Here is a 26,130-nt window from a genome sequence, read left to right on the forward strand (position 1 = left end):
GATATGCAAAATGCACTTCAAGTATTAAGTGATAGTGGTGTTCTGCAAACCATTTTAATGGCGGTGCTAACTGCCGTGGTGATTCCGCTGATTCAGCAAGGTCATAAATCGGCTAAAACTAAGAAAGTTTCCAACATGTATGACGTGCTGGACAAGTTAGCGGAAGGTGCCGTGGCAAAGCTGGCTACACAGTATGATTTACCAACTGGTGTTAAGCATGATCAAGCGTTGCAGACTATCCAGGTGCAACTTGCCAAAAAAGGGATCAAGTCTATTGATAACAAGGATATTGATTTTGCAATTGAAAAGGCCTATCAATATTTCACTTCGTTAAATACCAAGGCTCAGGCAAAGCGGGCTGTGATCGATGAGGGTGCTGCTAATGCTGATAGTGTTTCAGCAACCAAGGTAGACGCTGCAGCAATTCAGAATGCTGTTGCACCCGTTGCAGAAGCCGGTCAAGCTACTGAGCCAACTGGCTATGGTAGTAAGCAGGCTGAAATCGACAATCTCCAGGCTGCTATTGAAAAGGCACAGGCTAAGCTGGCCGAACTGCAAGGAAGTGATCCTAATGCCTAGATATGATATTGTGGATATTTCCAATAATAATGGTTATATCTCAACTGGCACCTTTCGTGCTATGCGTTCTAAGGGTGTTAAGGCTATTATCAGTAAGGTAAGCGAGGGTACTTACTACTATGACACCACTGCCAAGGGGAATTTGTCCCGTGCTAAATCAATTGGTTTAAAGATCCACAGTTATCACTTTGCGCGCTTTACAACGGTTAGCGGTGCTAGAGCTGAAGCTCACTATGCAGTTAAATGTGCTAGAGCAGCCGGCGTACCCAAGGGGGCTGTGCTCGTGTGCGACTTTGAAAGCTACAATCGTGGCTGGTCAGAAAACGGTGCAACAACTCGTGCCTTTGCTAAAATCATTAAGGCTGCCGGTTACCGCTATGACCTTTATACGATGGGAAGCTGGACTAATTCGGTCTCCATCAACAATAGTGAACGTGCTGGCTGGATTGCTAACTATCCGTACAACCCAAGTGGTATGAAGCTATACGCCTCATATAACGCCTGGCAGTGGACTAGTGGTGCTCACTTTGCTGGCAGTTCTTCACGCTTTGATGTGTCAGTCGCTTACTCGGACTTCTACACTAAAGGAGCTACGAGTACTAAGCCGAAAAACAAACATGAGTATTTTGACTGGGATCCAAAGTGGATTTATCCACGCTTCACGGTGGCAGCTTACCGAACTAAAGCAGAGGTTGGCCATGGCAAAGGTGTAGTTAAGTATTACAAACCATACACTAAGCTCCATGTTAAGCAACTGATTAAATCGAAATCAACAAAATATGCTGTCTTCCAACTGACCAATGGCCTATTTGTCACAGCTAATAAGGCTTGGATCAACAATCTGTATTACACGACAGCTAAGAATGCTGTAAAGCGGGTTAAGTCAACCCATGGCACCAACAAATACCGCAGTAAGAAGTTTGATAAGAAGTATCTTGTAGCTAGCTTCCGAGCCGGCACGCTGTTTGATGTTGCCAAGGTGGTCAAAGTTGGCAGTGTTACACGGCTACAATTAGCTGACGGTAAATACATCAGCGGCAACAAGTTGATAAACAATTTTGTAAAGTAGCACAATAAAAAAGTAATCTCGATAAATTAAGCCTCCTGACCTTAATTGGTTGGGAGGCTTTTTTACTGTCTAAATAAGTTCAATAAAATGAACAAAAGTGCTTTACAATATGTTCAATATATTGTACTATATAGTTGTACCAAGGAAGAGGAAAATAAAAAAGCCTACCACGAGGGTAGGCGGTCCGACTAAAGACCTCTTCCAATATACCATAATTGGAGGAATTCATCATGAAGAAATCACAAATGTTTAAAGCAGCTCACGAGATCGCACACGAAATTGTGGGTGCTACTGACAATTACCAAATTGCTTTCAGCTTTGCTCTTAAAGAAGTTTGGCGTCAAGTTAAGACATATAACAAGAAGCGCTTTGGCGATGCTGCAATTGTTAACGCTGGTATTCGTTTAGTCACCACTCCAGAAATGAAACGTCAAAACGAATATGTTGAAGGCGTACCAACTTGGATTATTCGGAAGAACTTAAATGAACAGGAAGCCTTTGCGGTATGCAACACCACTAACTCATTTGACATTGTTCGTGAAACTGAAAAAGCTGAATTAGTAAGTTTCAACACTGATTATGGCTATGTTGAGATGTGGACACCTAAATCAGTATTGGCTGTTGCTTAAGATTAAACAGGAGGGATTCATCATGACAAAGAAATCATATATCAGAACCAGCACGTTAGTTAACGGATTTGAAATCAGTTCAAACTATGAAAAACGCAGCACGAAAGTAGCCAACCAGATACTTGAAAAGTTAGCTGAAGCTGGTGCTAAAATCAAAACTGACGATTTAGTCGGAAAAGAAACGATCGCTGTCTTAAATCAAGGTGTTACCGAAATTAAGGTGTCTATTACTGATGCTGAAGAAACTGATCGTATGAATGAGGCACTTTCTAACAATCAAGAACCAATCACAAAAAGCTGGGAGACACGCTAATGGCAAATACAATTGACAAATATCTAAAACACTATGGGCACAATCGAAATCAGGTCGCTTTAGCCAGTGGCTTGTCTAAGGGTACTCTAGCAGCTGCCAATGACAAACCGGTTTCACAAATGACAGTTAAAGTTGTGCAGGCACTCGCACAAGTAACCCATCAGACACCAGGACAGGTACTTGACGCTTTGTTTGAAATTGAAGGCAATCCAATCATTGTCTTCATTCAAAAACATCCTGAATTAAATCGTGATTTAGTCAAAAAGATTGAGAACCAATTAATCACGATAAGCTGGCAAGGCGGCAGCATAAAGAATGTCACCTTTAATCGATACTATGATGACGGAAAAGATACACCAGAACGAGCAACACAAGCAATGAAGAATCTGAGCGAAATGCTGGACGAGACCATTGAAAAGCACAAGTGAGGTTTATCATGACTGAAAAAGCTGATTTAACTGGTAAAGTATTCGGCCATTTAACAGCAATCAGAAAATGGGGAAAGGCCGCTGATGGTCATACCAAATGGTTATGCCAGTGTGATTGTGGTAAGCAAACCAGTGTTACAACTCAACACTTAACTTCTGGTCATACGACTAGCTGTGGCCATGTTAAAAGAGATCGTAACCACACAATCGCTCCTGGTTATGAAGCCAAAAGGGTTGACGGTGTCGCTGTATTCTTACTTAGCGACAAGCGTAAGAAACGGATTGATAATACGACTGGATATACAGGCGTTAAAAAGACACACTACAAGAACGGCAGTACACATTATGTGGCAAGCATAAATGTTGCTGGCGTTCACCACCATTTGGGAACATTTAACACAATAAAAGAGGCGTTAGAAGCTCGAAAAGCTGGTGAAGAAAAATACATTCCAAAAAATAAACGAGGTGATAAGCATGACGCCAGCAAAAGAAGCTGAACTGATCTACAGTCGTATCGAGCCACTATTTAAGCATATGAGTCGAACACGTTATCAGATCAGCATATCCAATGATCCATATGACAAAACGTATAACTTCTTTTTTGAATCACAACACGCAGGAATGAGATTAAAATCAACACCATTGCATTCACTCACAGATTATCGACTGGAGTTTTTAGAGCAAGTCGTGGATGACTTGAAGAAGCATACCAAACTGACAATTCAGTATACTGGCTTTGCCGGTGAAGTTTGGCCGGTTAAGCAAACAGTTATCCAGAAGAGCAAAAATCCATTAGAGTAAAACAAAGCCACCGCAGCAACGGGGTGGCTTTTCGTTTGGCACAATTCGAGGATCATTCATGCAGTTGGCAAACTTCCATGCTTCCAGTTCGGTTTTAAAATTGTCGGTGTAGACTAACTGACCATATATAATAGTATGAACTTGTTTACCATCGGAAATATATTTTACAGCCTTCATGTTGTTGATCTCCTTTCGTGGTAATATAAATAAATACGTCATTATTTTAATTTATATTCCAAAAAATAAAAAAAGTTACCATTTAATAATGGCAACTCAAAAGCTTTAATACATCTACCCCGGAATTTATTAATTTTGATTGGTAAGCCAAAATGGAAGCCAATAAGACTTTCACATCATAGAAGACCAATAGTGTTGCGGATTGCAGGCGTTTATGCGATAATGGTTTTTATTATCACTCTGAAACTATATAAGGGGATTTCAAGTAATGACAAAAAGAGGTATGTTGATTGTGCTATCTGGGCCGTCCGGTGTTGGAAAAGGGACTGTTCGTAAAGCCTTGTTTGACGAACCAGACACAGATTTTCAGTACTCCATTTCCATGACTACCCGTAAGCCTCGTGAAGGTGAACGTGATGGCGTCGATTATTTCTTCGTTTCTAAAGAGCAGTTCGAAGAAAACATCAAGAATGGTGAAATGCTCGAATACGCCAAGTATGTTGACAACTACTACGGTACGCCATTAAAATATGTAAATGAAACCTTAGATTCAGGTAAGGATGTTTTCTTGGAGATTGAAGTCAATGGTGCCATGCAGGTTCGGGCTAACTGTCCAGATGCTGTCTTTGTCTTCCTGACCCCACCTGATTTAATGGAATTAAAGCACCGACTGATCCACCGCGGTACAGAAGAGATGAGCGTCATCAACGCGCGCATTAAAAAAGCGGTTGGCGAAATTAAAATGATGCGTAACTATGATTACGCGGTCGTTAATGATGAAGTCGAAAACGCGGTAGCTCGTATTCGCACAATTATTCGTTCTGAGCGATTACGGGTCAATCGGGTGATGCCAGATTATGAACAGATGTTATTAGAGGGAGACGAATAGAATGTTATTATACCCATCAGTAGATAAGTTACTTGAACGTGTTAATTCCCGTTACTCATTGATTATGCTTGCCAGCAAACGGGCACATGAGCTAGAAGCTGGCGCAAAGCCACTGCTAGACAGTTATGAATCACCCAAAACGATCGGTCGTGCACTTGAAGAAATCGCGGCTGGCAAAGTGATCATCGATCCAGATGAAACTGATTCGATCAGCTAATCTTAAAAACTTAGAACCGCTGTTTTGATCCCCAGCAAGTGGGGGTTAAGATAGCGGTTTTGTTTGTGCAAGGTCCCATTCACTCTGGTACAATTAGAGGTAAATAATGAGATGTTTGGGAGGACTTAAAATGGCTGAGCAACAACATGTAGCGTTATACGTGACTGGCAGTATTGCAGCCTATAAAGCACTAGCGCTGACCCGTCTTTTAGTTAAAGACGGCGCGGCAGTCCGCGTGGTGATGACAAGGGCTGCGGAAGCTTTTGTGACACCGCTAAGCTTTCAGGTATTATCAAAGAACGCGGTCGCAACGCAGATGTTTTCAGGGACCAACGTTAAAGCCGTCGATCACGTTGAACTGGCTGACTGGACTGACTTGGCCGTGGTGGCGCCAGCTACTGCTGACATCATCGGTAAGCTAGCCAATGGCATTGCGGATGACATGGCCAGTTTGACTTTGATGGCAACTACCGCACCTAAAGTAGTCGTACCAGCGATGAATCAGCACATGTTAGATAATCCGGCTACGCAGCGAAACATTGCGACGTTACAGCAGGATGGTATGACCGTGATGACACCTGCCAGTGGATTTTTGGCTGAAGGCTATAATGGGCGGGGCAGAATGCCTGAACCAGAAGCGATCATGCAGACAATTAAGCGTATGAATCGCCAAGCGACCCCGTTAACTGGCAAAAAAGTTATTGTGACCGCTGGCGGTACCCGGGAGCGTATCGATCCGGTCCGCTTTATTACTAACGACTCTTCTGGCAAAATGGGTTACGCCATTGCTGAGGAGATGAAGCGGCGAGGTGCTGATGTTACCCTGATTTCCGCTCCCACCAAGCTGGAGGTCCCAACGGGTGTTAACTTGGTTCCCGTGCTGACCACGGAAGATCTGGCTGACGCAGTGACCAAGGCGTTTAAGCAAGCCGATATTCTGGTGATGGCGGCAGCTGTCGCGGATTTTAAGCCCGTTAACAGTGCGGATCAGAAAATCAAGAAAACCGCTGATAACGATCAAATGACCATCAAGTTGACCAAAACCGCTGATATTTTAAAACAAGTTGCTAAGCTCAAGCAGCCGGGTCAAATTACGGTGGGGTTTGCTGCTGAAACGCAAAACTTACTTGATAATGCCCAGCAAAAATTAGTTAATAAGCAACTCGATTTATTGATTGCAAACGATGTTTCAAAGCCTGGCGTTGGGTTTAACGGTGATACGAATCAAGTCACCATTTTGCAGCCAGGCCAGGCACCAATAAAAACCCAACTGGCTGATAAACACGTTATTGCCAAACAAGTGGTTGATCAAATCAGCCAACGAGTACAAAAAGAGGGATAGTATGACGCAAATCGCTGAGGTTATCGTGGATGTACCGACGATGCAGACCAATACGCCTTATTCGTATGAAATACCTAACGCCTTAGTTGACCAGCTTCAGCCCGGTATGCGGGTAGTGGTCCCCTTTGGTAACGGCGGTCGGAAAGTACAGGGGTTCGTTTGGCAGATCAAGGGTGATGTGCAACCCGATCCTAGTGTAACCTTAAAGGCAATTGAAACTGTCATGGATCCGGCACCGGTCGTCAATTCAGAACTGATGCAACTTTCTGCTTGGCTGGCGAAAACAACTTACGCCTTCACCATTACGTGCCTGCAAACGATGCTGCCGAACGCCCTCAAGGCAAAGTACCAAAAGTGGGTAAGCCCCGCTGATCAACTGCCTGCCGACATCAAGACGAGCTTATTTGGGGACCAAAAAGAGTTACTTTGGGATGATTCACTCTCAACGGAAACGGTAAAACAGCTGCTGTCGCTTAACCGCCAGCACCTGGTCAACGTCCGTTACGAAGTGAACAGCAAATCTCAGGTTAAAAAGGTCACGATGATTAAACCGGCTATGGGGTCGGAAAAATTGGCTGGCGTTCGGACAAAGCTAAGAAAGACCGCAGTTAAGCAAGTCCAACTAATCGATTATTTAATGGCTCATCGAGAGGCCATTAGCCAAACGGAATTGGAACGAAAAATCAACGTTTCAAGCAGTCTTTTGAAAACGGGTGAAACTAACGGCTGGCTGAAACGCAAGGCCGTAGAAGTTTATCGCGATCCCTTTCAGACTGCGGTGGTTAAAACGCAACCGCTGCAGTTAAATCCGGACCAAACGAAAGCAGTCAACGCAATTTGTGCAGCAACTGATCACAAAAAGCCTGAGACCTTTCTGCTGGAAGGTGTAACTGGCAGCGGTAAAACAGAAGTTTACTTACAAGCAATTGCTAACGCGTTATCGCAGGGCAAACAAGCGCTCATGCTGGTGCCGGAAATTTCACTGACACCGCAGATCGTTGGTCGAGTGCGTGGTCGTTTTGGCCAGAAAGTGGCCGTTTTGCACAGTGGGTTGTCTGGCGGTGAACGGTTTGATGAATGGCGTCGAATTCAGCGTGGTGAAGCTCAGGTGGTGGTAGGCGCCCGTTCTGCGGTGTTTGCACCGCTCACGCATCTTGGGGTTATCGTGGTCGATGAAGAACACGAAAGCAGTTATAAACAAGAAGATAATCCCCGGTATCACGCTAGGGATGTTGCGTTGTGGCGAGCGCGTTATCATCACTGCCCCGTTGTTTTAGGCAGCGCAACACCTTCGCTAGAAAGTCGAGCACGAGCGGAAAAGAACGTGTATACTAGGTTATTATTGCCGTATCGGGTCAATCACCAGCAATTACCGAAAGTCACTATCGTGGATATGACTGAAGAGTTACGGCACCATAAGGAAAGTAACTTTTCCAGTGTCCTATTACAAGCACTGAAAGACCGGCTCCAGCGCGGCGAACAATCGTTGCTGATGCTGAACCGCCGGGGCTTTTCGTCGTTTGTGATGTGCCGGGATTGCGGCTTTGTGCTGCAGTGCCCGAACTGTGATATTTCCCTGACGTTACACATGGATACCAAATCAATGAAGTGCCACTATTGCGGTCACGAAGAACCCATTCCGCACGTTTGTCCCAGCTGTCACGGCCGCCATATTCGCTATTACGGTACCGGCACGCAGAAGGTTCAACAAGAACTGGCTGAATTACTTCCCGAAGCGCGGGTGATTCGCATGGATGTTGACACCACCCGTCGAAAGGGTGCGCATGAACGCCTGTTAAAACAGTTTGGCAACCATCAAGCTGACATTCTTTTAGGCACGCAAATGATTGCTAAGGGACTGGATTTCCCAGATGTGACGCTAGTTGGTGTGTTAAATGCCGATACAGCGTTAGGCTTACCCGATTTTCGGGCCAGTGAGCGGACTTTTCAGTTGCTCACCCAAGTCAGCGGCCGGGCAGGTCGAGCTGAAAAAGCCGGACAGGTCTTTATTCAAACCTATAATCCCGACCATTACGCGATTCAGCTAGCAAAAACGCAAAACTACGAACAGTTTTTTGGCCGAGAAATGCAGTTACGTCACCGTGGCAATTACCCGCCGTATTACTTTGCGGTCAAGGTCACCGCAAGCGATGCGGATGAACGTAAAGCAGCTGAAGCGATGGTTAAAATTGTCCGGCAATTAAAAACGGCGCTCAGTCCGCAAGCCATCATTCTGGGGCCCACCCCAGGCGCAATCGCTCGAGTAAACAAGCGTTATTATTATCAATTAGTGATTAAATACAAACGGGAACCTCAACTGGATCCTGCTTTGTTTGAAATTTTAGGTCAGGCACAAAAGCAAAGCCGTGGCGGCTTGCAGATTGCCATTGACCGTAACCCAATGAGCTTTATGTAGTCAGCAATAAAGGAGAAATAAAAATGACATCAATCGTCTTTATGGGCACCCCGGAATTCTCAGCGCCGATTTTAGAGGCACTGATTCAAAATCATTACGATGTTAAAGCCGTTGTCACCCAGCCGGATCGGCCAGTGGGACGGAAACACGTGTTAACGGCTTCACCAGTCAAAAAAGTGGCGGTTGCACACAATATTGAAGTGCTGCAGCCAGAAAAAATCGGCGGCAGTGACGAAATGGCGCGGGCAATCGAACTGGCACCTGATTTTATTGTAACGGCAGCCTTTGGCCAATTTTTACCAACTAAACTGTTGAAGTCGGCCAAAATTGCGGCAGTTAACGTTCACGCGTCACTATTGCCTAAATACCGAGGCGGCGCTCCCGTCCACTATGCAGTGATGAATAACGATGCCAAAACGGGTGTGTCAATTATTTACATGGTTAAAAAAATGGATGCCGGTGATATTATCAGCCAGCGCGAGATTCCAATCGAGCAGACGGATGATGTGGGCAGCATGTTCGATAAATTAAGCTTATTAGGCCGTGACCTCCTGCTGGAAACCTTACCCAAACTGATTGCGGGCGACGTACAGCCGGTGCCGCAAGACGAGTCGAAAGTGACCTTTTCACCAACCATCAAACCGGCTGAAGAAGAAGTTGACTTTAACATGTCCGCTGAAATGATCGACGCTAAGATTCGCGGGCTACGGCCATTTCCAACGTCGTACATCATTTTGTCGGGGACCCGTACTAAGCTTTGGGATGTGACCGTATTACCCGAGAAAACCGAATTAACACCAGGTAAAGTCGTCGTGCATGAGAAGCATCGGCTGGTATTATCCACCGGTGATCATGGCACGTTGCAGATCAATGAACTGCAGCCGGCTGGTAAGCCAAAGCAAAGTATCACGGATTTTTTGAACGGAACAGAAGATGCCCTGACAGAGGGCGAACAGGTGGTTAAACTATGAGTAAACTTGATAACAATCCACGGTCATTAGCAGTGACAGCACTGACCCGTGTCAAAAACGGCGCGTATTCAAATCTGCAACTGAACCAAATGATTGACCAGGCCAGCATGTCTCAACGCGATGCCGGCCTTATGACCACCATTGTTTATGGTGTCATCCAGCACCGAATGACCATCGATTATCAGCTTGAACCCTTTATCAAAAATCCGAAAAAAGTGGCCGACTGGGTCATGATATTGTTGGAGACTGCGGTCTATCAAATGCAGTATTTGGAACGGGTTCCCAAACGGGCAATTTTTGATGAATCAATTGAGATTGCTAAGACTCGAGGCCATGAAGGCATTCGACGCTTTGTGACCGGTGTGCTGCATCAAATGGATCGCGTGGGGATCAATGACCCTGCTGATATTGACGATCCCATCAAACGCCAGAGCTTAATCTATTCCGTACCGGAATGGCTGATCAAAGAATTAAACGATCAGCTGGGTGCAAAAAAAGCCATCAGTGTGCTGGAAAGCATCAACCATCCGGCTAACCAGTCGATCCGGGTAGCTACGGATCAAATGACCATGGCTGATGCCAAAGCGGCACTGGATGAAGAAGGCTACCAAGTTAACGACAGCCAAGTTGCAGCAGAAGGGCTGGTCCTTGGCGGCAAACCTGCTAACCAGGCGAAGCTGTTTCATGATGGTCAGATAACCATTCAGGACGAAAGCGCCATGCTGCCGGCTGAAGCGATGCACATTAAACCCGGCATGATGATTCTGGATGCCTGTTCAGCGCCCGGCGGTAAAACGGTTCAAATCGCTGGTCACTTGTCGGCTGAAGACCGCGGCCAGGTTGTGGCGTTGGACATTCATGAACACAAAGTCCGGCTGGTGAAGCAAAACGCCAAACGGATGCACGTGGACGACCGGGTGGTCACCCAGGCAATCGATGCCCGGAAGATTCAGGACGTTTTTGAGGATCAGACCTTTGATGAAATTCTCGTGGACGCACCCTGTTCTGGAATCGGTTTGGTTCGTCGTAAGCCAGAGATCCGCTATGAAAAGCAGTTGAAAGATGTTCAGTCGTTGGCCAAAATTCAGCTGGCTATTTTGGACGCAGTTGCTCAAAAAGTGAAAATTAACGGTATAATAACTTACAGTACTTGTACGATACTTAATCAGGAAAACCGGGACGTGGTAGCGGCCTTCTTAGCTGATCACCCAGATTTTGAATCACAGCGGGTTGAAACCGCCCGTGATTTAAAGTCGGACCGGGCAACTGATTATCTTGAAATTTACCCGGATGATTTTGATTCCGACGGCTTCTTCATCGGTCAGTTCAAGCGGGTACGTTAGTGGAGGATACAGATGCAGATTGCTTATCGAACAGCAATAGGAAAGCGCCGCAAGGATAACGAAGACAGTGTTGGTATTTTTACGAACCAACAGGGGGTTAAACTTGCCATTATCGCTGATGGAATCGGTGGTAATCAAGGTGGGGACGTCGCATCTGAAATGGCGGTAACCCACATGGGCCACTCGTTTACGGCAACTAACGCTAAAACTATTGATGACATTAAAAATTGGCTGCAAAAGCAGATCTCGTCTGAAAACCAGGACATTCGTAACCGTTCGGAGCAGTTTCTCGACCTCAAAGGAATGGGAACAACTGTGGTATTAGCCGTTATTTTTAATCAGACGGTTTTGATTGGTAACATCGGGGATAGTCGGGGTTATTTGCTGCGTGATCACATTTTTTCTCAAGTGACGGAAGATCATTCCCTGGTCAACGAACTGGTTAAGCGTGGTGAGCTTTCTAAACAGGCTGCTCGGGTGCACCCCAAGAAGAACGTGATTACCCGGTCGCTAGGCATTGAAAAAGCGGTTCAAATCGACATGCACTATTTGGAACTGACTGACAACGACATGCTATTGCTGTGTTCAGACGGTCTCAGTGACATGGTAAATGATGAGCAGATTCAAAAAGTGCTGGAGAACGATTCGACCGTGGGGCAGAAGTGCGATCAATTGATTCAATTAGCTAACGATGCTGGCGGTTTGGATAACATTAGTGTCATCTTGATCGATGATCGATCGGAGGTGGCTGGCTAATGCGACCTAATTACGTTTTAGGCGGTCGATACCGCATAACCCAATCGCTAGGCGAAGGCGGCATGGCAAACGTCTACTTAGCCCACGACCTGATATTAGACCGTGATGTGTCCGTCAAATTATTGAGACTCGATTTGCGTGACGATCCGCATACCATTAAACGGTTTCAACGTGAAGGCTTGGCAGCGACTGAACTGGTCCACCCCAACATCGTCAGCGTTTATGACGTGGGCGAAGAAAACGGCATGCAGTACATGGTGATGGAATATGTGAAAGGAATGGATTTAAAGGAATACATCAAACAGCATTTTCCAATTCCGTATCAGGAAGTCATTAATATTATGGAGCAGGTCCTGTCAGCAGTGGCGGTTGCCCATGCGCATAACATTATTCACCGTGATTTAAAGCCCCAAAACATCTTGATCGATGAAAAAGGGGTGGCCAAAATAACCGATTTTGGCATCGCCGTAGCCATGTCAGAAAACGCGCTGACGCAAACTAATACGGTACTCGGGTCAGTTCATTACCTGTCGCCTGAACAGGCCCGCGGCGGCATGGCAACCAAGAAATCCGACATATACTCGTTAGGGATCATCCTCTACGAGCTATTAACGGGAACGGTTCCATTTCAGGGCGAAACGGCCATTTCGATTGCCATCAAACACTTTCAGTCGGAGATCCCGTCGGTTCGTGAATTTGATCCGCGGATTCCGCAAGCTTTAGAAAACGTGGTCTTGAAAGCTACGTCTAAGAGGCCGTCAGACCGCTACGAATCAGTAACGGATATGGCCAATGATTTGGAAACTTCATTGTCACCCCGACGCGCATCAGAACCTAAATTTACCCCAGTTGAGGATGTTGACGACGGCGAAACTAAGGTATTGGATAAGTCTGCTTTAAATTCTGAGGCAGCTCACGTTAAGCCAGACACGGCTAAAAAAGTTGCACCAAAGCCTAAGAAACGACACCGGCGCCGGCATTGGCTATTGGTCTTGCTTGGCCTCACTGCAGTTCTGATAGCCATGGTTGGTTTAGCTTTTTGGCTGGGTAGACCGCAAACGGTGACGGTTCCAGACGTGAGCGGTTTAACTGTTAATGAAGCGCAGCAGAAATTATCCGACAGTAATTTGGATACGGGTGCCATTCAGCGGCAACCGAGTGCGAAGATTAAGAAGAACTTGGTGATTAAGACGTCGCCTCAAGCACAACAGTCTGCAAAAAAAGAGGCCAAGATCAAGCTATACGTCAGTACCGGTCCACGACTAGTCAGAATTGGTAACTACGTTGGTCAGTCTTACACCAGGGTGGCAGCAATACTAAAAGCCAAAGGCGTCACCGTTAGACGGCAAAACGAGTCGTCTAACGAGGTACCCGTTGGCAATGTCATGCAGCAAAGCATCGAGAACGGCCAGCGCATTAATCCCAAAGAAACCACGGTGACGTTAACCGTTTCCGCCGGCCAGCGTCAGTTGCAGCTTGCTGATCTGATTGGCAAAACGAAGTCACAGATTCAACAGTATTCGAAGCGTGAATCGTTGAATGTTTCGTTTAAGTATAAATATGATAACGCAACTAAGAACACTGCCATTGACCAGAATCCGGGTGCCGGCAGTACGGTTAGGGAAGGCTCAACGGTTGTTATTACACTGTCTAGAGGCAAGAAGCCCGTTTCGAATTCTGTCCCGAAAGTCGAAGATTTTAACGTCGATGTTAACATTCCGTTTGAAGCAGGTAGTTCCAGTTCCAGCAGCTCGGGTAAAACCAGCAGTTCCGCTTCTTCAGAAGTGAACACGGTCCAGATTTATATCCGTGATCATGATCATAATTACGGCACCGTCTATAAACAGTTGACGATTGCCCAGGATACGCAAGTCTCGATCCCGTTTGCGGTTGAATCGGGTAAAAGCGGCGGGTATAAGATTATTCGCGATGGCAAGGTCATCTTGTCCGATAATAATGTTACTAAAAATTCTCATTAATAATTACTGCATTTTAAAACCAGTTCTTTTATAATAAAAAGGACTGGTTTTTAATCATTCAGAACTATGAAAGGTGGCGTTGATGTGGCGGAGGGCCAAATTAGACAATCGTTAAGCGGTTTTTACGATGTTATGACGGACTCAGGAAGACTGGTAAGGACGCGCGCGCGAGGCAATTTTCGGAACCGGAAGATTACGCCGTTAGTGGGTGATCGTGTTGTGATCGATGCGCCAAACGATCATGAAGGTTATATTCTGGAAGTAAAGCCAAGGCATAACTCGTTGGTGCGGCCGCCAGTCGCTAATGTTGATCAGGCCATCGTAGCTACAGCAGTACGTGAGCCGGACTTTTCAACTAATTTACTGGATCGGCAATTAGTGGCACTGGAGATTGCAGACATTGAACCGGTCATTTATTTAACGAAGACCGATTTACTGACTGCACCTGAGCAGGGGGAGTTTGCTCAAATAGCGGCAGATTATCGTCAGATCGGTTACCACGTCGTTTATACGGCAGAGCCCTTTTCGGATACTGCCATTCAGGAAGTGGACGATCTGCTGGTGAATAAAGTTAGCGTCATCATGGGTCAGACTGGTGCGGGAAAGTCCACACTGCTGAACCACGTGGCGCCCGATTTAAAACTTGAAACTGGCGAAATATCGGCAAGTCTGCACCGTGGTAAGCATACGACGCGCAGGGTCCAGTTATTGGAAGTAGCAGGCGGCTTAATCGCTGACACACCAGGCTTTTCTTCGTATGACACGTTTTCGATGGATGCCCGTGAACTGGGCAAGTACTTCCGTGAATTTCGGCGGGCATCCGTTGATTGCCGCTTTCGGGGCTGTGTCCACGTTAATGAACCCGGCTGTGCCGTGAAAGCGATGGTTGAATCCGGCGACATTTTACAAAGCCGTTATGCCAATTATCTGCAGCTGTATCAAGCTCTGAAGAATCAAAAACCAAATTATCGCAAATCTGAGAAATGAGGGACTATGTATGAAAATCGCACCATCAATTTTAAGTGCTGATTATGTTAATCTTCAAAAGGATATTGAAAAAGTCGACAAGGCTGGGGCTGAGTATCTCCACATTGACGTGATGGACGGCCAATTTGTTCCTGCTATTTCTTACGGTCCAGGCTGGTTAAAGGCTATTCGCCCAATTACCAACATGACACTCGATGTTCACTTGATGGTACAAAACCCAGAACGGTTCGTTGAACAATTTGCTGAAAACGGTGCTGATATCATTGGTGTTCACGTTGAAGCCACACCGCACATTCACCGGGCACTGCAATTGATCAAACAGGCCGGTGCCAAAGCGGAAGTTGTGATCAACCCCGGTACACCGGTTGAAGCTATCAAACCTGTACTCTACATGGTTGACCAAGTGCTGGTCATGACGGTTAACCCCGGTTTTGGTGGTCAAAAGTTCCTGCCTGAAACGTTAAAGAAGATCAAGCAGTTAGACCAATTAAAACAAACTGAGGGCTACGACTTTGATATTGAAGTTGACGGCGGTGTTAAGAACAACACCATCGTTGATTGCCAAAAAGCCGGTGCTACGGTTGCTGTTGCCGGTTCATACGTCTTTGATGACGTTGATCCTGCTGCCAAAGTTAAAGCTTTAAAGGATGCGACGAAGTAAAATGACACATTTAAACTTACTGGTAGGAGGTCCTACCAGCGAATGGCCTGACCAGTTAACTGCCGGTAAGGTGTCTGGCGACTGGATCGGTGTTGACCGCGGTACCTTGCGGCTATTGAAGATGGGGATTACCCCGCTAGTTGCAATTGGTGATTTTGATTCTTTATCTGCCGATGAGCTGAAACGGGTTAAGGATGCTGTGTCTGACATCCGCCAGGCGGTTCCGGAAAAGGACGAAACGGATACGCAACTGGCCGTTACGGTAGCCCTGCACGAATATCAGTACGATCGATTAGACATTTATGGCGTAACTGGTGGCCGTTTAGACCATTTCTTGGCTAATTTCTGGATTGTTCTGGAACCCCGCTACCGTCAATACGCGCCTAAAATTCGCTTTATTGACAAACACAATACCATTACGTTTTTTGCACCAGGTTCGTATGAGATCAAAAAGGAACCGGATAAAAAGTATCTGGCCTTCGTCACGCTTGAAAAGGTGGCTAATCTCACGCTGCCGGACGAAAAATACAACTTGAAGAACGAAAACGTTGACCGGCCAATTTCTTACGCCAGTAACGAATTTGTCGGGGATACGGGTCATTTTTCATTTGACAGTGGCATGGTCGCGGTTATTCAGAGCAAGGATTAAGGCTTTAAGAAAACAGTCTCTTTTAAAAGTGCTGGTAAGAGTTTTTAAACTATTTTCTGTCGGTTTCCGTCATAGTGCGCTATGGCGGAAACTTTTTTAAACGCTAAAATGGTTCTGAAACGCTCATTTCACTTTACCAGTACGCTATAATTCAAACGATATTTAAAACGAAAGCGAGCGACAAACGTGGCATTTCAAACACACTATAACTTTGGCGGTGCTAAAACCCACAATGGCGGTAGTAAATCGGCTGCCAAGAAGGTACTCAAACAGTTTTGGCGATATCTTCAAGGCCAGGGGGCTCAACTAAGTGATCCGGTTACTGTTAGCGAAGTTGCAACGCTGCAGCATGACCTGCTGGCGTACGGCACCCGCGTGGTCAATAGCTACCGGGTTTCCGGCGGCGCTTACGCTGCGGCATTAAGCCAGTATGTCACCGACTGCGGTGCGTACTTAGATCAGTTTATAACTGAGAATACAACTCATTCAGCTGATACCCAGCTTACAGGTAGCCGGCAAGCCTTTATGGTTCAATTTGAGCATCAGGTCAACCAGCTGATTCGCCATTATGAAACGGTGATCACCAAGGGATGATGGGTTCTAGAAAATTTAGTCTCAGCTTAAAATGCACCGTTTTTTAAACGGAATTTCCAGCAAGCAACTTGTGAGTAACAAAAAAACCACTGTCAGCGAAATTAATCGTTAACAGTGGTCCTTTTGGTTGAAAGAAAAATTTTTAAAATTCACAAAAAAAGCTTGGCGACCGCGCCAAACTTTCTTAACTAAACTCGAGTCACTTTACCTGACTTCAAAGTCCGTGCAGAAATCCAAACCTTCTTAGGCTTGCCGTCCACTAAGATACGAACTTTTTGCAAGTTTGGCTTCCATGAACGCTTTGATGAGTTCAAGGCGTGGGAGCGCTTGTTACCGAAACGAGTGCGCTTGCCGTTAATGAAATCCTTTGCCATGGTAACTACCTCCTTTTAGACTTATCTAAAAAACGTTGCTTTTTAGCTCACTAAAATAATTTATCATACCCCCAATCGGAATGCAATAGTTTTCTTTCAAGTAATTTTACTTGACAGCCATAAAACTGATTAATTATGATAACGATATTGCGCAATTTGTGGTAAGATAAATTGTCGTGAAGACTAGTATGCAAGGAGGCTACTTCAGATGGCCGTTAAAATTAAAACGAAACATGGCTTAATTGATATAGATAACGATGTCATTGCTACAGTCGTTGGTGGTGCTACCACCGATTCATATGGTGTTGTGGGAATGGCAAGCAAGAACCAGATTCGTGATAACGTAAACGTTATTTTGAAACGGGATAACTACGCTAAGGGCGTTGTTGTCCGTCAAGAAGACAACGGTGTAGCGGTTGACGTGAACATTATTGTCAGCTACGGGACGAAGATTTCCGAAGTATCCCGAACCGTTCAATCAAAAGTAAAGTATAATTTGGAAACAATGCTTGGCATTACAGCGAACGCGGTCAACGTGATCGTTCAAGGCGTCCAAGTATTAAGTGAGTAAGAAGCGGAGGATAAAGTTGTTGCAAACGAAAGAAATAACGAATCGTGAATTCATCAAAATGATCGAGGCTGCGTCAGCATTTCTTGATCAGAATGCTGAATTTATTAATTCATTAAATGTGTTCCCGGTGCCTGATGGTGATACTGGGACTAACATGAGCTTGTCGTTGGATAGCGGCTTAAAGTACGTTAACGAGTCAAGCAGCACCAAAGTTGGTGAACTCGCTCAAGCCCTCGCAAAGGGCCTGTTAATGGGCGCCCGTGGTAACTCTGGTGTTATTTTATCGCAAATTTTCCGGGGCTTTTCAAAAAACGTTGCTGATAAGGAAACTTTGTCAGCAGCTGATTTAGCCGACGCAATCGCTGCCGGTGCTCAGACGGCTTATAAGGCCGTTATGAAACCGACTGAAGGTACTGTCTTAACCGTTGTTCGGGAAGCTGCTAAGGCTGCCCGTAAGACGGCAGCTCGTGAAGATGATATCGTCGCAGTTATGGATGCTACTTATAAGGCTGCTGATGCTGCTTTACAGACCACACCGGATCTCTTACCCGTTTTGAAGCAGGTCGGTGTCGTGGATTCCGGCGGTCAGGGCTTAACTTTTGTATTCCAAGCCTTTGACGATGTCTTAAACGGCCGTGAAGTGGCCAAAAAGGGCGCTCATCAGCCTAATCCGACTGAGATGGATGAAATGGTCGATGCCGAACACCATCGCAGCGTGCAGGGTAAATTGAACCCTGACGACATTGTGTACGGTTACTGCACAGAGATCATGGTTAGAATTGGCAAGGGTAAACAAGTCGACAGGAAGTTTGATTACGATACGTTCTATAACTACCTGGCTAAACTGGGGGATTCGCTGTTAGTGGTCAACGACGATGAAATCGTTAAGGTCCACGTTCATACTGAACATCCGGGTAAAGTAATGGCTTGGGGCCAGGAGTTTGGTGACCTCGCCAAGGTTAAAGTCGACAACATGCGCCTGCAACAGGAAACCATCATTGAAAAGGATGGCGAGGCTGCTGAAAAGAAGGCCCCTGTTGCCACTGCAGAAGCACCAGCCGAAGCACCAGCCGAAGCACCTGAAACGGCCATCATTACGATTGCTGCCGGTGAAGGTATGCAGACCTTGTTTAAGAGTTTGGGAGCAACCACCGTTATTTCTGGTGGTCAAACCATGAATCCCAGCACGCAAGACATTGCTGACGCCATTAATAACAGTCATGCTAAACAAGCGATTATCGTACCGAACAACGGGAACATCTTCTTAGCTGCTGAACAAGCAGTTAAGGTCGTTGATATTCCGGCAGTGATCGTCCACAGTAAGACAATTTCTCAAGGGATGACCGCCATGTTAGGCTTTGAACCCGATCATACGCTTGAAGAAAACCAGTCGGCGATGGAAGATAATTTGACCACTGTTAAGAGTGGTGAAGTCACCCACGCCGTTCGTGACACACAAATTGACGGCTTTGATATCAAGAAGGATAACTTCATGGGTATTATTGACGGCAAAATTGCCGTGGTTACCGATAATGCGGAAAAAGCCGCCGTTCAAATGGTTACTAAGATGATTGATGAGGACAGTGAGATCATCACGATCATCTACGGTGCCGACACTAACAAGGCAACCGCGGATCACGTTGAAGCAGCCGTTGAAAAACTGGATGACGAACTGGAAGTTGAAGTTCACGAAGGTGATCAGCCGGTTTATCCGTTTGTGATCAGTGTCGAATGATTCGGAAATGATTTAAAGTAATTAAATCAAATTAAATTAAAGTGGTGAAGCTCTTTTATGAGTTTCACCACTTTGTTTGTTGCGATATTTTCGGTGTAATTCTAGCTCTTTGGTGACACCTAACGTGACACCTTTGGTGACACCCAGATAAAAGTGGTGACACCCAGTAAAAACGGCTTCTAAGCATAGCTATTTATCCGGTGGTGTAATTGGACGTAAATCATCTTCAACGCCCCTGAAGACCTGAATTGCACCCTCTGGTGTCTCTCTGGTGTAAGAGTCGGTCATCTCAATATGCTTGTGTCCTAACCAGTGCATGGCATCAGTATCAGAAATCGTGGCATTCGAACGGACCTTAGTAGCAAAATAATGCCGAAATTTATGCGGGTTGATCTTCACGCCAGCAGTCAGGCTGATTCGTGCAAACAAGTCTCGTGGACGATCCGGTTGGTAGGGGTTACCAGTTTCAGGGTTGACCCAGATAAAGTAATCATCAGGAACCGAGCCCTTAACATTGCAGATGAGCTGTTCAGTATGATTCAGAACAAACTTGATGGTCTTAATATAGCTTCCGGTGACCCAAATTGTCCGATAAGAGGCAGCACTCTTCAACGTGGTCCCTTTGACGGCATCTGGGGTTCGAGCTAAATCAAATTTAATCGCACAGATTGGTTCATTAGTCTGCTCGTCGACAGTGAAGGTAAATGAAGACTTTCGTAATCCCATGAGTTCTCCGCGCCGTTCACCTAGCGTTAACATCTTGACCATTGCAAAGTCGTATTGATTGCAAATCTTTTTCGCGGTTCGCATGAACTGATCGTATTCATCTTTGGTAACGGTCTGACTCTTTTGGGGACGGCCGCCAACTAACTGAATCTTACGAATCAGGCTCTTAGGAATAATGTTGTATACTTCGGCATCGGCCATGATAGACTGCATTACTGAATTGATATGTCTCAAAGTGGTCACAGTATATTTTTGCGAATTGCCTAGATTGGTAATGAACTGCTGATATGCCATACGGGTGATCTCATTCAGTGCCCGTTTGCCAAAGACTGGGCTAATGATATGTTCATAGAGGTTGACCCGTTGCATCTCCGTAGAGTGTTTCCAGAGCCCAGATTCTACTTTGCGTTTACGTACGGTGTCAAAATAGTCATCAACAGTAATCTTTCTTTGTTCTGCTTCAGAAAGGGAACCATCAAACAACTTCATCTCGAATTTACGCAAATCCTGTTCAGCATCCTGCCAGCTGGTATATCCACTGCTGGTATACATTTTATATTTACCAGAGAGGTCTTTGTAGCGGCGGCGTACGCTGTATCGTTTACCACGTTTGGTTTCATATTCGTAGATATTAGGGTGATGCTTCATTGCTGTTCGCTTAATTGCCATTAGTTATCACTCCTTAATTCAATTTACTAAGATTAAATTTCTAAACTGCTATATTTATTGCTAAAAATTCTTTTTATGCTACTAATTATTTTCAATAACAAGTCCATTTCTTGAAAAAATGCAAACGTATGTTCTTTTTATACGCTAAATAAAAGCCCTGAAAGGGCTATATTTTAGTTAGTTTATTTGTGTAACATTAAATTCATGATAAAACTAAGAAGGCCTACGCCAACGCCGACAGTAGAAACGATAGTAGTAATTATCCAGACTTTTTGGTTTGCAAACTTAGTATTTATGATCTCAAAATGAGTGTTAACTTTTTCAAATTTAGTATCAATATTTGCTGATACCTTATCAATTTTCCCTGACAGGTCAGTAATGCTATTTTTTGTTTCCAACTGAGATTCTTTAATTTCATGCCTAAGGTTATCTTCAAAGTGGTTTAACTCTTCGTGAGTTACGTAGTCAGACTTCATCCCATCGTCACCTCCGCTTTCTTTCGTACTTTTAGGTTTATTATAACCATTTGAATTGGAAGTTGATACCTTCCATCCCTTTGGTCGAGGAAGGTTGGCTGCGTTGGGAAAGGAAGTTTGTACAATGATAGTTTTTCCGTCAACTGGTGAAGATTCTTTGCTAAAACTATCCTGTTGAAAGTTAGATATGTTAAGTATCTTTGTGTTTTTCCCCATATCAATCACCGTTTCTTTCTAAGTTAACTATCGCTGGAAAAGTAGTGGTGAATATGGATGTACTTTTGTCTGAACCGTGAGATTGCACTAGCACGTTTACTTCAAGATAATAGTTGTTTTTGGGTAACATTTCTTTTGTAATATTATCATTTTTGAAAGCACTCAGGGACACATCAAATTGTGCCGGATCCGAGAAACTAGGCATGTCTCCAATGACCGCCCGTTTTTGATCCATAGTAATTCGCAGCATATCAACTTTGGTTGGGTCGTGTGAAATATTGACAGGATCTTCTGGGGTAATCAAATTGAGTTGTACGATTAAATCTATAGCTTCGTCAAAATTCACGGGATCATCACCACGATAGATATTCTTTATATACGAGGTTAAAATCCCATGGAAAGCAATTGTATCAGGATTATTAACGATTACAGGCTGATATTCATCTAGTGAGGTACTGTTTATAGTAAAACTACTTACAAAGAAAGATTGTTGCACAAGCTAATTCCTCCTAACAATAAAATTGCTTATTCATCGCTTCAAATTTTGCTGACATCTGTCGTATCTTTTTTCACCCATTTTCCACCAACATATCGGTAGTCAGTTAACAGGTTCTGACCTTTACCATGGAACCAAGTCCATTCATGACTCTTAGGGTAAACGTGAGAACCATAACTAAAAATCACTTTACTGGTTTGAGTGGGGCGGTAGTCAGAAAGGGTGGCATGGTTACTTTTAGAGTAGAAAGTGTTGTAGGAAATATCACTTTTTGAAGTTGCTATCCGGTAACCGTGGAAGGCTTTATATTTTGCAGAGCTTCTTTTTGTAGTTACTTTGTGGGTTCCCATTTTGAACCAGCCACCCTTGTAGCTGGCATCGACTACGTACAAATACTTTCCGCCACTGTTAAACCTTCCAGATTGTAGTACCCAAGAATAGTCGGTTCCCCAATGTTCCATTTTAAAATGTTGGCCCCGCTTAGCAGTATAGGAATTGACGGATCTACTTTTATACATGGGTTCAACAACGTGTATCTTTTCAACGGTCACATTTTTAGTTAACGTTACCCAGTGGGCGTTTCGCCATTCATCTTGTACCGCTTGTGCAGTTTCTCCTTTAACAGATAAACCGGTACCAAGAGATATGATAGCTAAGCCCAGCATTACATAATGTTTTATTTTCATTTGAATTATCTCCTAAAATTTAGGTTAAATCCCATAACTTCTAGAATTTAAAGTGCTTTTACTTCTAAAGACTTGCCAATATACTTTTTAATTGCGTCATCATTCAGAGAATGTGGGCTACCTAAAATTAGTTTAAGAGCACCATGCAAAGCATCTAAAGTTTGATCCTCCAGTATTGACCTTAAGTTAGTAACAGCTACTCCCACACTTGCTACAACACTAGTTGAGTCTTCTTGGGCTTCAACATCAGTGTAGCTAACCACACTTGTGTAGATAGCGGAATCATTCCGAGGGGTATACGTCAATGTAACCAAAAGCGTATTAGGTGTTTTCTTTTCTATGTTTTTAATCGTTAATTTTAACGTTGAATTCATGATGAGCAATCTCCTAATTATTAATTTGAAACTTTATCAACAATAATGGACGAACTCAGAGTATGACCCTTTAGTTTAACCGCGTCTGTTAATCCACTACCATAAACAGTAATAGTAGATCCTTTACCGATTCCTTTGCTTTTAATCGTGTCAGTTTCAATTTGAGCTACAGTACCATATTGACTTGCTATTCCGTGCCCTGTGTAAGATTCTGCAGGTACGATTACAACAAAATCCATACCGTCTTCATCAGGTATCTGTTGAATATAGGTAACGGTTCCTGTTGTTTGAATATTTGTGCTCTCGTATTTATCAGGATTCATAACAAATTTTTCCAAGCCAACTTTTTTGTAACCACCAGTAGTTGTTGATTGAGTAGCATTGTTCTTTGAGGATTCGCTACTTTCTGAATAAGCTTTTTTATTGGAGCTGATTTCATCAAGTGCCTTCTTTGTAGCTAAACTTTCCGCTACACTTTCGGAGGAGGCTCTACTAGATTGACCGTTTTCGAAAGCTTTAGCTGCATCTGAATTATTGCTTAAATCGAAGCTAGTGCTTGTTTTCTTATGATTCTTAGACTTTGCGTTAACATCAATTGAAATCTGATTTTGTTCAGGAGATAAATGGATTGTGGATTGATATTCATTTGTACTTACTTTCTTTACAGGGTAAGGCTTCCCAGAATCAGAAAGTGTATCTTGATTTTCTCGATAAACAGAGATCTTGGCAGTGCTGGTTGATTTCATTTTTAAAGTGAAATTTCCGTTTTTATCAGTAAGAACGGGATCATCTGTATTCAAGAGACGCAAGTTTGTTAAGGGCTTTTTTACTTTCTTAGATTGTTGTTTGGAGTGGACACCAAGTGCAAAAATAATAACCAGCAGTATAAAAAATAATGCGACCCCAATAAAGACTATCTTTCTATTTCCCTTACGTTGTTTACTACTTTTCATAATCCATCTCCTCGCTCGTACTAAGGGAAAGCTTAATCCAATGTTTCGTTGCCAGGCATGCCATATGTTCGTGTTAGCTCCACAAAGTTGCTAGGCAAACGGTCGTTTTCTTCTATATAAAGTTGTGCCAGTAACGACACTGCGAACTCATTAGCTTCGTTTTCCATTTCTGAATGAGTCCAGTTGTTAAGACAGTAGTAGCCAACTAAGCCCTCTTGCAAGATGACGTGGCCCAACTCATGTGCCATTGTGAAGTAACGCATCGGGCTATCACGTAGCGACTTATTCAGAATTACAATAGGATCTTTTTTATCGTAAACTGTTTTTCCCAGTGGAGATTCACCTAAAAACTTCCAATCAACCTCTACGTTGAGTTTCTCGGCAATGGCAAACGGGTCAGCAGTGTGATACCGATGGGTAACGATCTGCGTTGCTTGGTTGATGAATCGTCTGCTCATAGTACACACCTCTAATCATGTTTATGTCGTTTCCAAAAAATCTGAGTCATAGCAATCTCTAGTTTTTCTTTTTCGTCTTCAGTTAAGTTTTCACCCTTGTAGGTCATTGATCCTGCATTATCTTTCAAAAAAGCAGCTAAATCATTAGCATCTTTTTCATTTGCCCACTTTGGAGTTTGATTCAACCCCAAAAGATAATCAGTGGTTACATCAAAATAGTTTGCCAATGCCGTGAGTGCTTCCTGACTAGGCTCTCTAGTATCGTTTTCATATCCAGAGATAGATACTTTGCTAACATGAATAACCTTACCAAGCTCTTCTTGCGAAATATGTTTGGCTTTTCTCAAATCTCGTAGTCTAGTTCCAAATGTCATAGCTTTAGCTCCTTTCATATGTAGAATACAGTTAACAATTAGTTAACACAATAATAATTAACAAAAACGGAACTTTATATTGACAATTAACTTTAGGTTAACTTATAATATAGTCGTTGATAAGGAAAGGAGGTACTTAAATGATCCGTTCTAAGCTCAAGAATCTTCGTGAACAAAAGGGTTGGACTTATGAATATGTCGGCAATCTAGCAGGCATCTCTAAAGAAGCTTACTGGATGATTGAAAATGGTAAAAGAGGGCTTAGCTATGAACGAGCCGTTAAAATTGCTTCAGTTTTTAATCTAACTCCTGATGATATTTTTTTGCATTCAGAGTTAACTTCTTCGGAACAAAAAGTTCCTGATAAGTAAATTAGTTAATATTATGTTAATTAGACTAGAAAGGAGGTGAGCCAAATGACAAGAGAGGAAAAGATTCAATACGTTGCTTTGAACAGCAATCACAGTGTTGATTTTATTCGTCAGGTGGCTGCACGAAATGAAGATAACCTTGACCTCATGGTCACGGTGACAGATGGACAAGTTAAACAGAACTTGGAAGAACAGGCCATATCAATGTCCTGATGATTTCAGTTTAGAATAAGCGCCTTGAAAATTTAATGAGACGTTTTGAAAGTAAGGGATATGTATGCAAAACGTGAAGGGAAAAACAGGGCTAATGATTGGACCTGAATTAGACAGGTTCATGATTAGCAATCCAGACTTAAGAGCTGGATCACTGGCTAAGGAACTGAACATCACCCAGTCAATGCTATCGAAATGGCGGAGTAATACGTCACCGATTCAATTGCAATATATTGAACCGTTATTAACAATCACTGAAGGCTATGACGATTCGGATGAATTAAAAATTGCAATTTTAAATAAGATGAGTTTTGGCCTGGTTCCACCAATGCCTAACAAGAAGTTTGTTGATTTTAATCTCAATGCCCTATCCGATAGGACATTAGCAGAAATTGACGGTGTGATTGAGGCTTTAAAAAACGTGCGTGATGAATTCCAGAATCCAGATGCACCAAATCATCAGGAATCATTGAAGGATGTTAGGTCTTTAGGGTTTCAATGTTATGACTTAATTCGCTATTTAATCACGCTAGTTGTCGCAACGGACGATAAATTTCACCTAAGCACAGTTGAGAGTTTCCAGGAAAGGCAGCAAGCATCAATTCAGGCGCACGAAAGAATTATGTAGGAGGTGAGCG

At 43.9% G+C, this 26,130-nt stretch carries 34 protein-coding genes; 24 read left to right on the forward strand and 10 right to left on the reverse strand.

Annotation, left to right across the window (positions count from 1 at the left end; genetic code table 11):
- The first annotated feature begins 3 nt into the window (after positions 1-3).
- The 7 genes from CES81_RS03385 to CES81_RS03415 all read left to right on the forward strand — a co-directional run bounded on the left by CES81_RS03385 (position 4) and on the right by CES81_RS03415 (position 3,819).
- Positions 4-579, forward strand: a complete 576-nt coding sequence (locus CES81_RS03385; RefSeq protein ID WP_089120689.1) for a phage holin, LLH family — start codon at positions 4-6, stop codon at positions 577-579.
- Entirely contained in the window at positions 572-1,648 is a 1,077-nt protein-coding gene (locus CES81_RS03390; RefSeq protein ID WP_089120690.1) for a GH25 family lysozyme, read from the forward strand. Before CES81_RS03385 ends, CES81_RS03390 begins: the two co-directional genes overlap by 8 nt.
- A gap of 230 nt (positions 1,649-1,878) precedes the next feature.
- Positions 1,879-2,277, forward strand: coding sequence for a hypothetical protein (locus CES81_RS03395; protein WP_089120691.1), 399 nt, complete (start codon positions 1,879-1,881; stop codon positions 2,275-2,277).
- 22 nt (positions 2,278-2,299) lie between these two features.
- Positions 2,300-2,590, forward strand: a complete 291-nt coding sequence (locus tag CES81_RS03400; protein ID WP_089120692.1) for a hypothetical protein — start codon at positions 2,300-2,302, stop codon at positions 2,588-2,590.
- Positions 2,590-3,018 (forward strand): hypothetical protein, encoded by a 429-nt coding sequence (locus tag CES81_RS03405; RefSeq protein ID WP_089120693.1) that lies wholly within the window; start codon positions 2,590-2,592, stop codon positions 3,016-3,018. The genes CES81_RS03400 and CES81_RS03405 overlap by 1 nt, the downstream gene beginning before the upstream one ends.
- Positions 3,019-3,026: 8 nt before the next feature.
- Entirely contained in the window at positions 3,027-3,515 is a 489-nt protein-coding gene (locus CES81_RS03410) for a hypothetical protein (protein ID WP_089120694.1), read from the forward strand.
- A complete protein-coding gene (locus tag CES81_RS03415; RefSeq protein ID WP_089120695.1) occupies positions 3,493-3,819 on the forward strand; it encodes an acetyl-CoA carboxylase in 327 nt (108 codons plus the stop codon). Before CES81_RS03410 ends, CES81_RS03415 begins: the two co-directional genes overlap by 23 nt.
- On the opposite strand, the gene CES81_RS03420 is transcribed toward CES81_RS03415, so the two are convergent.
- The gene (locus tag CES81_RS03420) at positions 3,811-3,996 is read right to left on the reverse strand and encodes a hypothetical protein (protein WP_089120696.1); all 186 of its coding nucleotides are present in this window, start codon (positions 3,994-3,996) and stop codon (positions 3,811-3,813) included. The genes CES81_RS03415 and CES81_RS03420 overlap by 9 nt on opposite strands.
- A 268-nt stretch (positions 3,997-4,264) precedes the next feature.
- Between CES81_RS03420 and gmk the strand changes: the two genes are divergently transcribed.
- From gmk to CES81_RS03480, 12 genes are all read left to right on the forward strand, one after another.
- Positions 4,265-4,885: a guanylate kinase gene (gene gmk, locus CES81_RS03425; protein ID WP_089087714.1), complete on the forward strand. Its 621-nt coding sequence runs from the start codon at positions 4,265-4,267 to the stop codon at positions 4,883-4,885.
- 1 nt (position 4,886) lies between these two features.
- Positions 4,887-5,102: a DNA-directed RNA polymerase subunit omega gene (gene rpoZ / locus CES81_RS03430; protein WP_089087715.1), complete on the forward strand. Its 216-nt coding sequence runs from the start codon at positions 4,887-4,889 to the stop codon at positions 5,100-5,102.
- Positions 5,103-5,232: 130 nt separating this feature from the next.
- A complete protein-coding gene (gene coaBC, locus CES81_RS03435) occupies positions 5,233-6,444 on the forward strand; it encodes a bifunctional phosphopantothenoylcysteine decarboxylase/phosphopantothenate--cysteine ligase CoaBC (protein ID WP_089120697.1) in 1,212 nt (403 codons plus the stop codon).
- Position 6,445: 1 nt separating this feature from the next.
- Positions 6,446-8,860 (forward strand): primosomal protein N', encoded by a 2,415-nt coding sequence (priA, locus tag CES81_RS03440; protein ID WP_089120698.1) that lies wholly within the window; start codon positions 6,446-6,448, stop codon positions 8,858-8,860.
- A 23-nt stretch (positions 8,861-8,883) separates the two neighbouring features.
- Positions 8,884-9,831, forward strand: coding sequence for a methionyl-tRNA formyltransferase (fmt, locus tag CES81_RS03445; protein ID WP_089120699.1), 948 nt, complete (start codon positions 8,884-8,886; stop codon positions 9,829-9,831).
- On the forward strand, positions 9,828-11,174 hold the full coding sequence (gene rsmB, locus CES81_RS03450; protein ID WP_089120700.1) for a 16S rRNA (cytosine(967)-C(5))-methyltransferase RsmB: 1,347 nt from the start codon (positions 9,828-9,830) through the stop codon (positions 11,172-11,174). The genes fmt and rsmB overlap by 4 nt, the downstream gene beginning before the upstream one ends.
- A 12-nt stretch (positions 11,175-11,186) precedes the next feature.
- On the forward strand, positions 11,187-11,930 hold the full coding sequence (locus CES81_RS03455; RefSeq protein ID WP_089120701.1) for a Stp1/IreP family PP2C-type Ser/Thr phosphatase: 744 nt from the start codon (positions 11,187-11,189) through the stop codon (positions 11,928-11,930).
- Complete coding sequence (pknB, locus tag CES81_RS03460; RefSeq protein WP_089120702.1) at positions 11,930-13,909, forward strand: Stk1 family PASTA domain-containing Ser/Thr kinase; 1,980 nt, start codon at positions 11,930-11,932, stop codon at positions 13,907-13,909. Before CES81_RS03455 ends, pknB begins: the two co-directional genes overlap by 1 nt.
- A gap of 84 nt (positions 13,910-13,993) precedes the next feature.
- Positions 13,994-14,896 carry a ribosome small subunit-dependent GTPase A gene (gene rsgA / locus CES81_RS03465; protein ID WP_089120824.1) on the forward strand — a complete coding sequence of 301 codons (903 nt, stop codon included), beginning with the start codon at positions 13,994-13,996 and terminating at the stop codon, positions 14,894-14,896.
- 10 nt (positions 14,897-14,906) lie between these two features.
- Positions 14,907-15,557: a ribulose-phosphate 3-epimerase gene (gene rpe / locus CES81_RS03470; protein ID WP_089087722.1), complete on the forward strand. Its 651-nt coding sequence runs from the start codon at positions 14,907-14,909 to the stop codon at positions 15,555-15,557.
- Position 15,558: 1 nt separating this feature from the next.
- On the forward strand, positions 15,559-16,206 hold the full coding sequence (locus CES81_RS03475; RefSeq protein ID WP_089120703.1) for a thiamine diphosphokinase: 648 nt from the start codon (positions 15,559-15,561) through the stop codon (positions 16,204-16,206).
- 186 nt (positions 16,207-16,392) lie between these two features.
- Positions 16,393-16,800 carry a hypothetical protein gene (locus CES81_RS03480; protein ID WP_089120704.1) on the forward strand — a complete coding sequence of 136 codons (408 nt, stop codon included), beginning with the start codon at positions 16,393-16,395 and terminating at the stop codon, positions 16,798-16,800.
- Between the two features lie 188 nt (positions 16,801-16,988).
- Here the strand turns inward: CES81_RS03480 and rpmB are convergent, their stop codons facing one another.
- The gene (gene rpmB / locus CES81_RS03485) at positions 16,989-17,174 is read right to left on the reverse strand and encodes a 50S ribosomal protein L28 (protein WP_089087725.1); all 186 of its coding nucleotides are present in this window, start codon (positions 17,172-17,174) and stop codon (positions 16,989-16,991) included.
- A 208-nt stretch (positions 17,175-17,382) separates the two neighbouring features.
- Here rpmB and CES81_RS03490 point away from each other — a divergent pair, with 208 nt between their 5' ends.
- Both CES81_RS03490 and CES81_RS03495 read left to right on the forward strand, forming a co-directional pair.
- The gene (locus CES81_RS03490; protein ID WP_089120705.1) at positions 17,383-17,745 is read left to right on the forward strand and encodes an Asp23/Gls24 family envelope stress response protein; all 363 of its coding nucleotides are present in this window, start codon (positions 17,383-17,385) and stop codon (positions 17,743-17,745) included.
- A 19-nt stretch (positions 17,746-17,764) separates the two neighbouring features.
- Positions 17,765-19,480 (forward strand): DAK2 domain-containing protein, encoded by a 1,716-nt coding sequence (locus CES81_RS03495; protein WP_089120706.1) that lies wholly within the window; start codon positions 17,765-17,767, stop codon positions 19,478-19,480.
- 189 nt (positions 19,481-19,669) lie between these two features.
- Here the strand turns inward: CES81_RS03495 and CES81_RS03500 are convergent, their stop codons facing one another.
- The 8 genes from CES81_RS03500 to CES81_RS03535 all read right to left on the reverse strand — a co-directional run bounded on the left by CES81_RS03500 (position 19,670) and on the right by CES81_RS03535 (position 24,908).
- On the reverse strand, positions 19,670-20,875 hold the full coding sequence (locus CES81_RS03500; RefSeq protein ID WP_089120707.1) for a tyrosine-type recombinase/integrase: 1,206 nt from the start codon (positions 20,873-20,875) through the stop codon (positions 19,670-19,672).
- A 182-nt stretch (positions 20,876-21,057) separates the two neighbouring features.
- Positions 21,058-21,576, reverse strand: a complete 519-nt coding sequence (locus tag CES81_RS03505; RefSeq protein ID WP_145993323.1) for a hypothetical protein — start codon at positions 21,574-21,576, stop codon at positions 21,058-21,060.
- Positions 21,569-22,063 (reverse strand): hypothetical protein, encoded by a 495-nt coding sequence (locus CES81_RS03510; protein WP_089120709.1) that lies wholly within the window; start codon positions 22,061-22,063, stop codon positions 21,569-21,571. The genes CES81_RS03505 and CES81_RS03510 overlap by 8 nt, the downstream gene beginning before the upstream one ends.
- A gap of 41 nt (positions 22,064-22,104) precedes the next feature.
- The gene (locus CES81_RS03515) at positions 22,105-22,749 is read right to left on the reverse strand and encodes a hypothetical protein (RefSeq protein WP_089120710.1); all 645 of its coding nucleotides are present in this window, start codon (positions 22,747-22,749) and stop codon (positions 22,105-22,107) included.
- A gap of 47 nt (positions 22,750-22,796) precedes the next feature.
- On the reverse strand, positions 22,797-23,123 hold the full coding sequence (locus CES81_RS03520; RefSeq protein WP_089120711.1) for a hypothetical protein: 327 nt from the start codon (positions 23,121-23,123) through the stop codon (positions 22,797-22,799).
- A gap of 20 nt (positions 23,124-23,143) precedes the next feature.
- Positions 23,144-24,076, reverse strand: a complete 933-nt coding sequence (locus tag CES81_RS03525; protein ID WP_089120712.1) for a hypothetical protein — start codon at positions 24,074-24,076, stop codon at positions 23,144-23,146.
- A 32-nt stretch (positions 24,077-24,108) separates the two neighbouring features.
- Complete coding sequence (locus tag CES81_RS03530) at positions 24,109-24,534, reverse strand: ImmA/IrrE family metallo-endopeptidase (RefSeq protein ID WP_089120713.1); 426 nt, start codon at positions 24,532-24,534, stop codon at positions 24,109-24,111.
- Positions 24,535-24,545: 11 nt separating this feature from the next.
- Positions 24,546-24,908 carry a helix-turn-helix domain-containing protein gene (locus tag CES81_RS03535; RefSeq protein WP_089120714.1) on the reverse strand — a complete coding sequence of 121 codons (363 nt, stop codon included), beginning with the start codon at positions 24,906-24,908 and terminating at the stop codon, positions 24,546-24,548.
- Between the two features lie 140 nt (positions 24,909-25,048).
- On the opposite strand from CES81_RS03535, the gene CES81_RS03540 reads away from it, so the two are divergent.
- From CES81_RS03540 to CES81_RS03545, 3 genes are all read left to right on the forward strand, one after another.
- A complete protein-coding gene (locus CES81_RS03540; protein ID WP_089120715.1) occupies positions 25,049-25,279 on the forward strand; it encodes a helix-turn-helix transcriptional regulator in 231 nt (76 codons plus the stop codon).
- Positions 25,280-25,324: 45 nt separating this feature from the next.
- Entirely contained in the window at positions 25,325-25,492 is a 168-nt protein-coding gene (locus CES81_RS13460; RefSeq protein WP_180949710.1) for a hypothetical protein, read from the forward strand.
- A 64-nt stretch (positions 25,493-25,556) separates the two neighbouring features.
- Positions 25,557-26,120 carry a hypothetical protein gene (locus CES81_RS03545; protein WP_089120716.1) on the forward strand — a complete coding sequence of 188 codons (564 nt, stop codon included), beginning with the start codon at positions 25,557-25,559 and terminating at the stop codon, positions 26,118-26,120.
- Positions 26,121-26,130: the final 10 nt, after the last annotated feature.

Source organism: Secundilactobacillus pentosiphilus, from assembly GCF_002217985.1.
Classification (GTDB): Bacteria; Bacillota; Bacilli; order Lactobacillales; family Lactobacillaceae; genus Secundilactobacillus; species Secundilactobacillus pentosiphilus.

Excerpts from the sequence above, each read along its gene's own strand:
- CES81_RS03385 (WP_089120689.1), top strand. The coding sequence starts at position 4 with ATGCAAAATGCACTTCAAGTATTAAGTGATAGTGGTGTTCTGCAAACC.
- CES81_RS03390 (WP_089120690.1), top strand. The coding sequence starts at position 572 with ATGCCTAGATATGATATTGTGGATATTTCCAATAATAATGGTTATATC.
- CES81_RS03395 (WP_089120691.1), top strand. The coding sequence starts at position 1,879 with ATGAAGAAATCACAAATGTTTAAAGCAGCTCACGAGATCGCACACGAA.
- CES81_RS03400 (WP_089120692.1), top strand. The coding sequence starts at position 2,300 with ATGACAAAGAAATCATATATCAGAACCAGCACGTTAGTTAACGGATTT.
- CES81_RS03405 (WP_089120693.1), top strand. The coding sequence starts at position 2,590 with ATGGCAAATACAATTGACAAATATCTAAAACACTATGGGCACAATCGA.
- CES81_RS03410 (WP_089120694.1), top strand. The coding sequence starts at position 3,027 with ATGACTGAAAAAGCTGATTTAACTGGTAAAGTATTCGGCCATTTAACA.
- CES81_RS03415 (WP_089120695.1), top strand. The coding sequence starts at position 3,493 with ATGACGCCAGCAAAAGAAGCTGAACTGATCTACAGTCGTATCGAGCCA.
- CES81_RS03420 (WP_089120696.1), bottom strand. The coding sequence starts at position 3,996 with ATGAAGGCTGTAAAATATATTTCCGATGGTAAACAAGTTCATACTATT.
- gmk (WP_089087714.1), top strand. The coding sequence starts at position 4,265 with ATGACAAAAAGAGGTATGTTGATTGTGCTATCTGGGCCGTCCGGTGTT.
- rpoZ (WP_089087715.1), top strand. The coding sequence starts at position 4,887 with ATGTTATTATACCCATCAGTAGATAAGTTACTTGAACGTGTTAATTCC.
- coaBC (WP_089120697.1), top strand. The coding sequence starts at position 5,233 with ATGGCTGAGCAACAACATGTAGCGTTATACGTGACTGGCAGTATTGCA.
- priA (WP_089120698.1), top strand. The coding sequence starts at position 6,446 with ATGACGCAAATCGCTGAGGTTATCGTGGATGTACCGACGATGCAGACC.
- fmt (WP_089120699.1), top strand. The coding sequence starts at position 8,884 with ATGACATCAATCGTCTTTATGGGCACCCCGGAATTCTCAGCGCCGATT.
- rsmB (WP_089120700.1), top strand. The coding sequence starts at position 9,828 with ATGAGTAAACTTGATAACAATCCACGGTCATTAGCAGTGACAGCACTG.
- CES81_RS03455 (WP_089120701.1), top strand. The coding sequence starts at position 11,187 with ATGCAGATTGCTTATCGAACAGCAATAGGAAAGCGCCGCAAGGATAAC.
- pknB (WP_089120702.1), top strand. The coding sequence starts at position 11,930 with ATGCGACCTAATTACGTTTTAGGCGGTCGATACCGCATAACCCAATCG.
- rpe (WP_089087722.1), top strand. The coding sequence starts at position 14,907 with ATGAAAATCGCACCATCAATTTTAAGTGCTGATTATGTTAATCTTCAA.
- CES81_RS03475 (WP_089120703.1), top strand. The coding sequence starts at position 15,559 with ATGACACATTTAAACTTACTGGTAGGAGGTCCTACCAGCGAATGGCCT.
- rpmB (WP_089087725.1), bottom strand. The coding sequence starts at position 17,174 with ATGGCAAAGGATTTCATTAACGGCAAGCGCACTCGTTTCGGTAACAAG.
- CES81_RS03490 (WP_089120705.1), top strand. The coding sequence starts at position 17,383 with ATGGCCGTTAAAATTAAAACGAAACATGGCTTAATTGATATAGATAAC.
- CES81_RS03500 (WP_089120707.1), bottom strand. The coding sequence starts at position 20,875 with ATGGCAATTAAGCGAACAGCAATGAAGCATCACCCTAATATCTACGAA.
- CES81_RS03515 (WP_089120710.1), bottom strand. The coding sequence starts at position 22,749 with ATGAAAATAAAACATTATGTAATGCTGGGCTTAGCTATCATATCTCTT.
- CES81_RS03520 (WP_089120711.1), bottom strand. The coding sequence starts at position 23,123 with ATGAATTCAACGTTAAAATTAACGATTAAAAACATAGAAAAGAAAACA.
- CES81_RS03525 (WP_089120712.1), bottom strand. The coding sequence starts at position 24,076 with ATGAAAAGTAGTAAACAACGTAAGGGAAATAGAAAGATAGTCTTTATT.
- CES81_RS03530 (WP_089120713.1), bottom strand. The coding sequence starts at position 24,534 with ATGAGCAGACGATTCATCAACCAAGCAACGCAGATCGTTACCCATCGG.
- CES81_RS03535 (WP_089120714.1), bottom strand. The coding sequence starts at position 24,908 with ATGACATTTGGAACTAGACTACGAGATTTGAGAAAAGCCAAACATATT.
- CES81_RS03540 (WP_089120715.1), top strand. The coding sequence starts at position 25,049 with ATGATCCGTTCTAAGCTCAAGAATCTTCGTGAACAAAAGGGTTGGACT.
- CES81_RS13460 (WP_180949710.1), top strand. The coding sequence starts at position 25,325 with ATGACAAGAGAGGAAAAGATTCAATACGTTGCTTTGAACAGCAATCAC.
- CES81_RS03545 (WP_089120716.1), top strand. The coding sequence starts at position 25,557 with ATGCAAAACGTGAAGGGAAAAACAGGGCTAATGATTGGACCTGAATTA.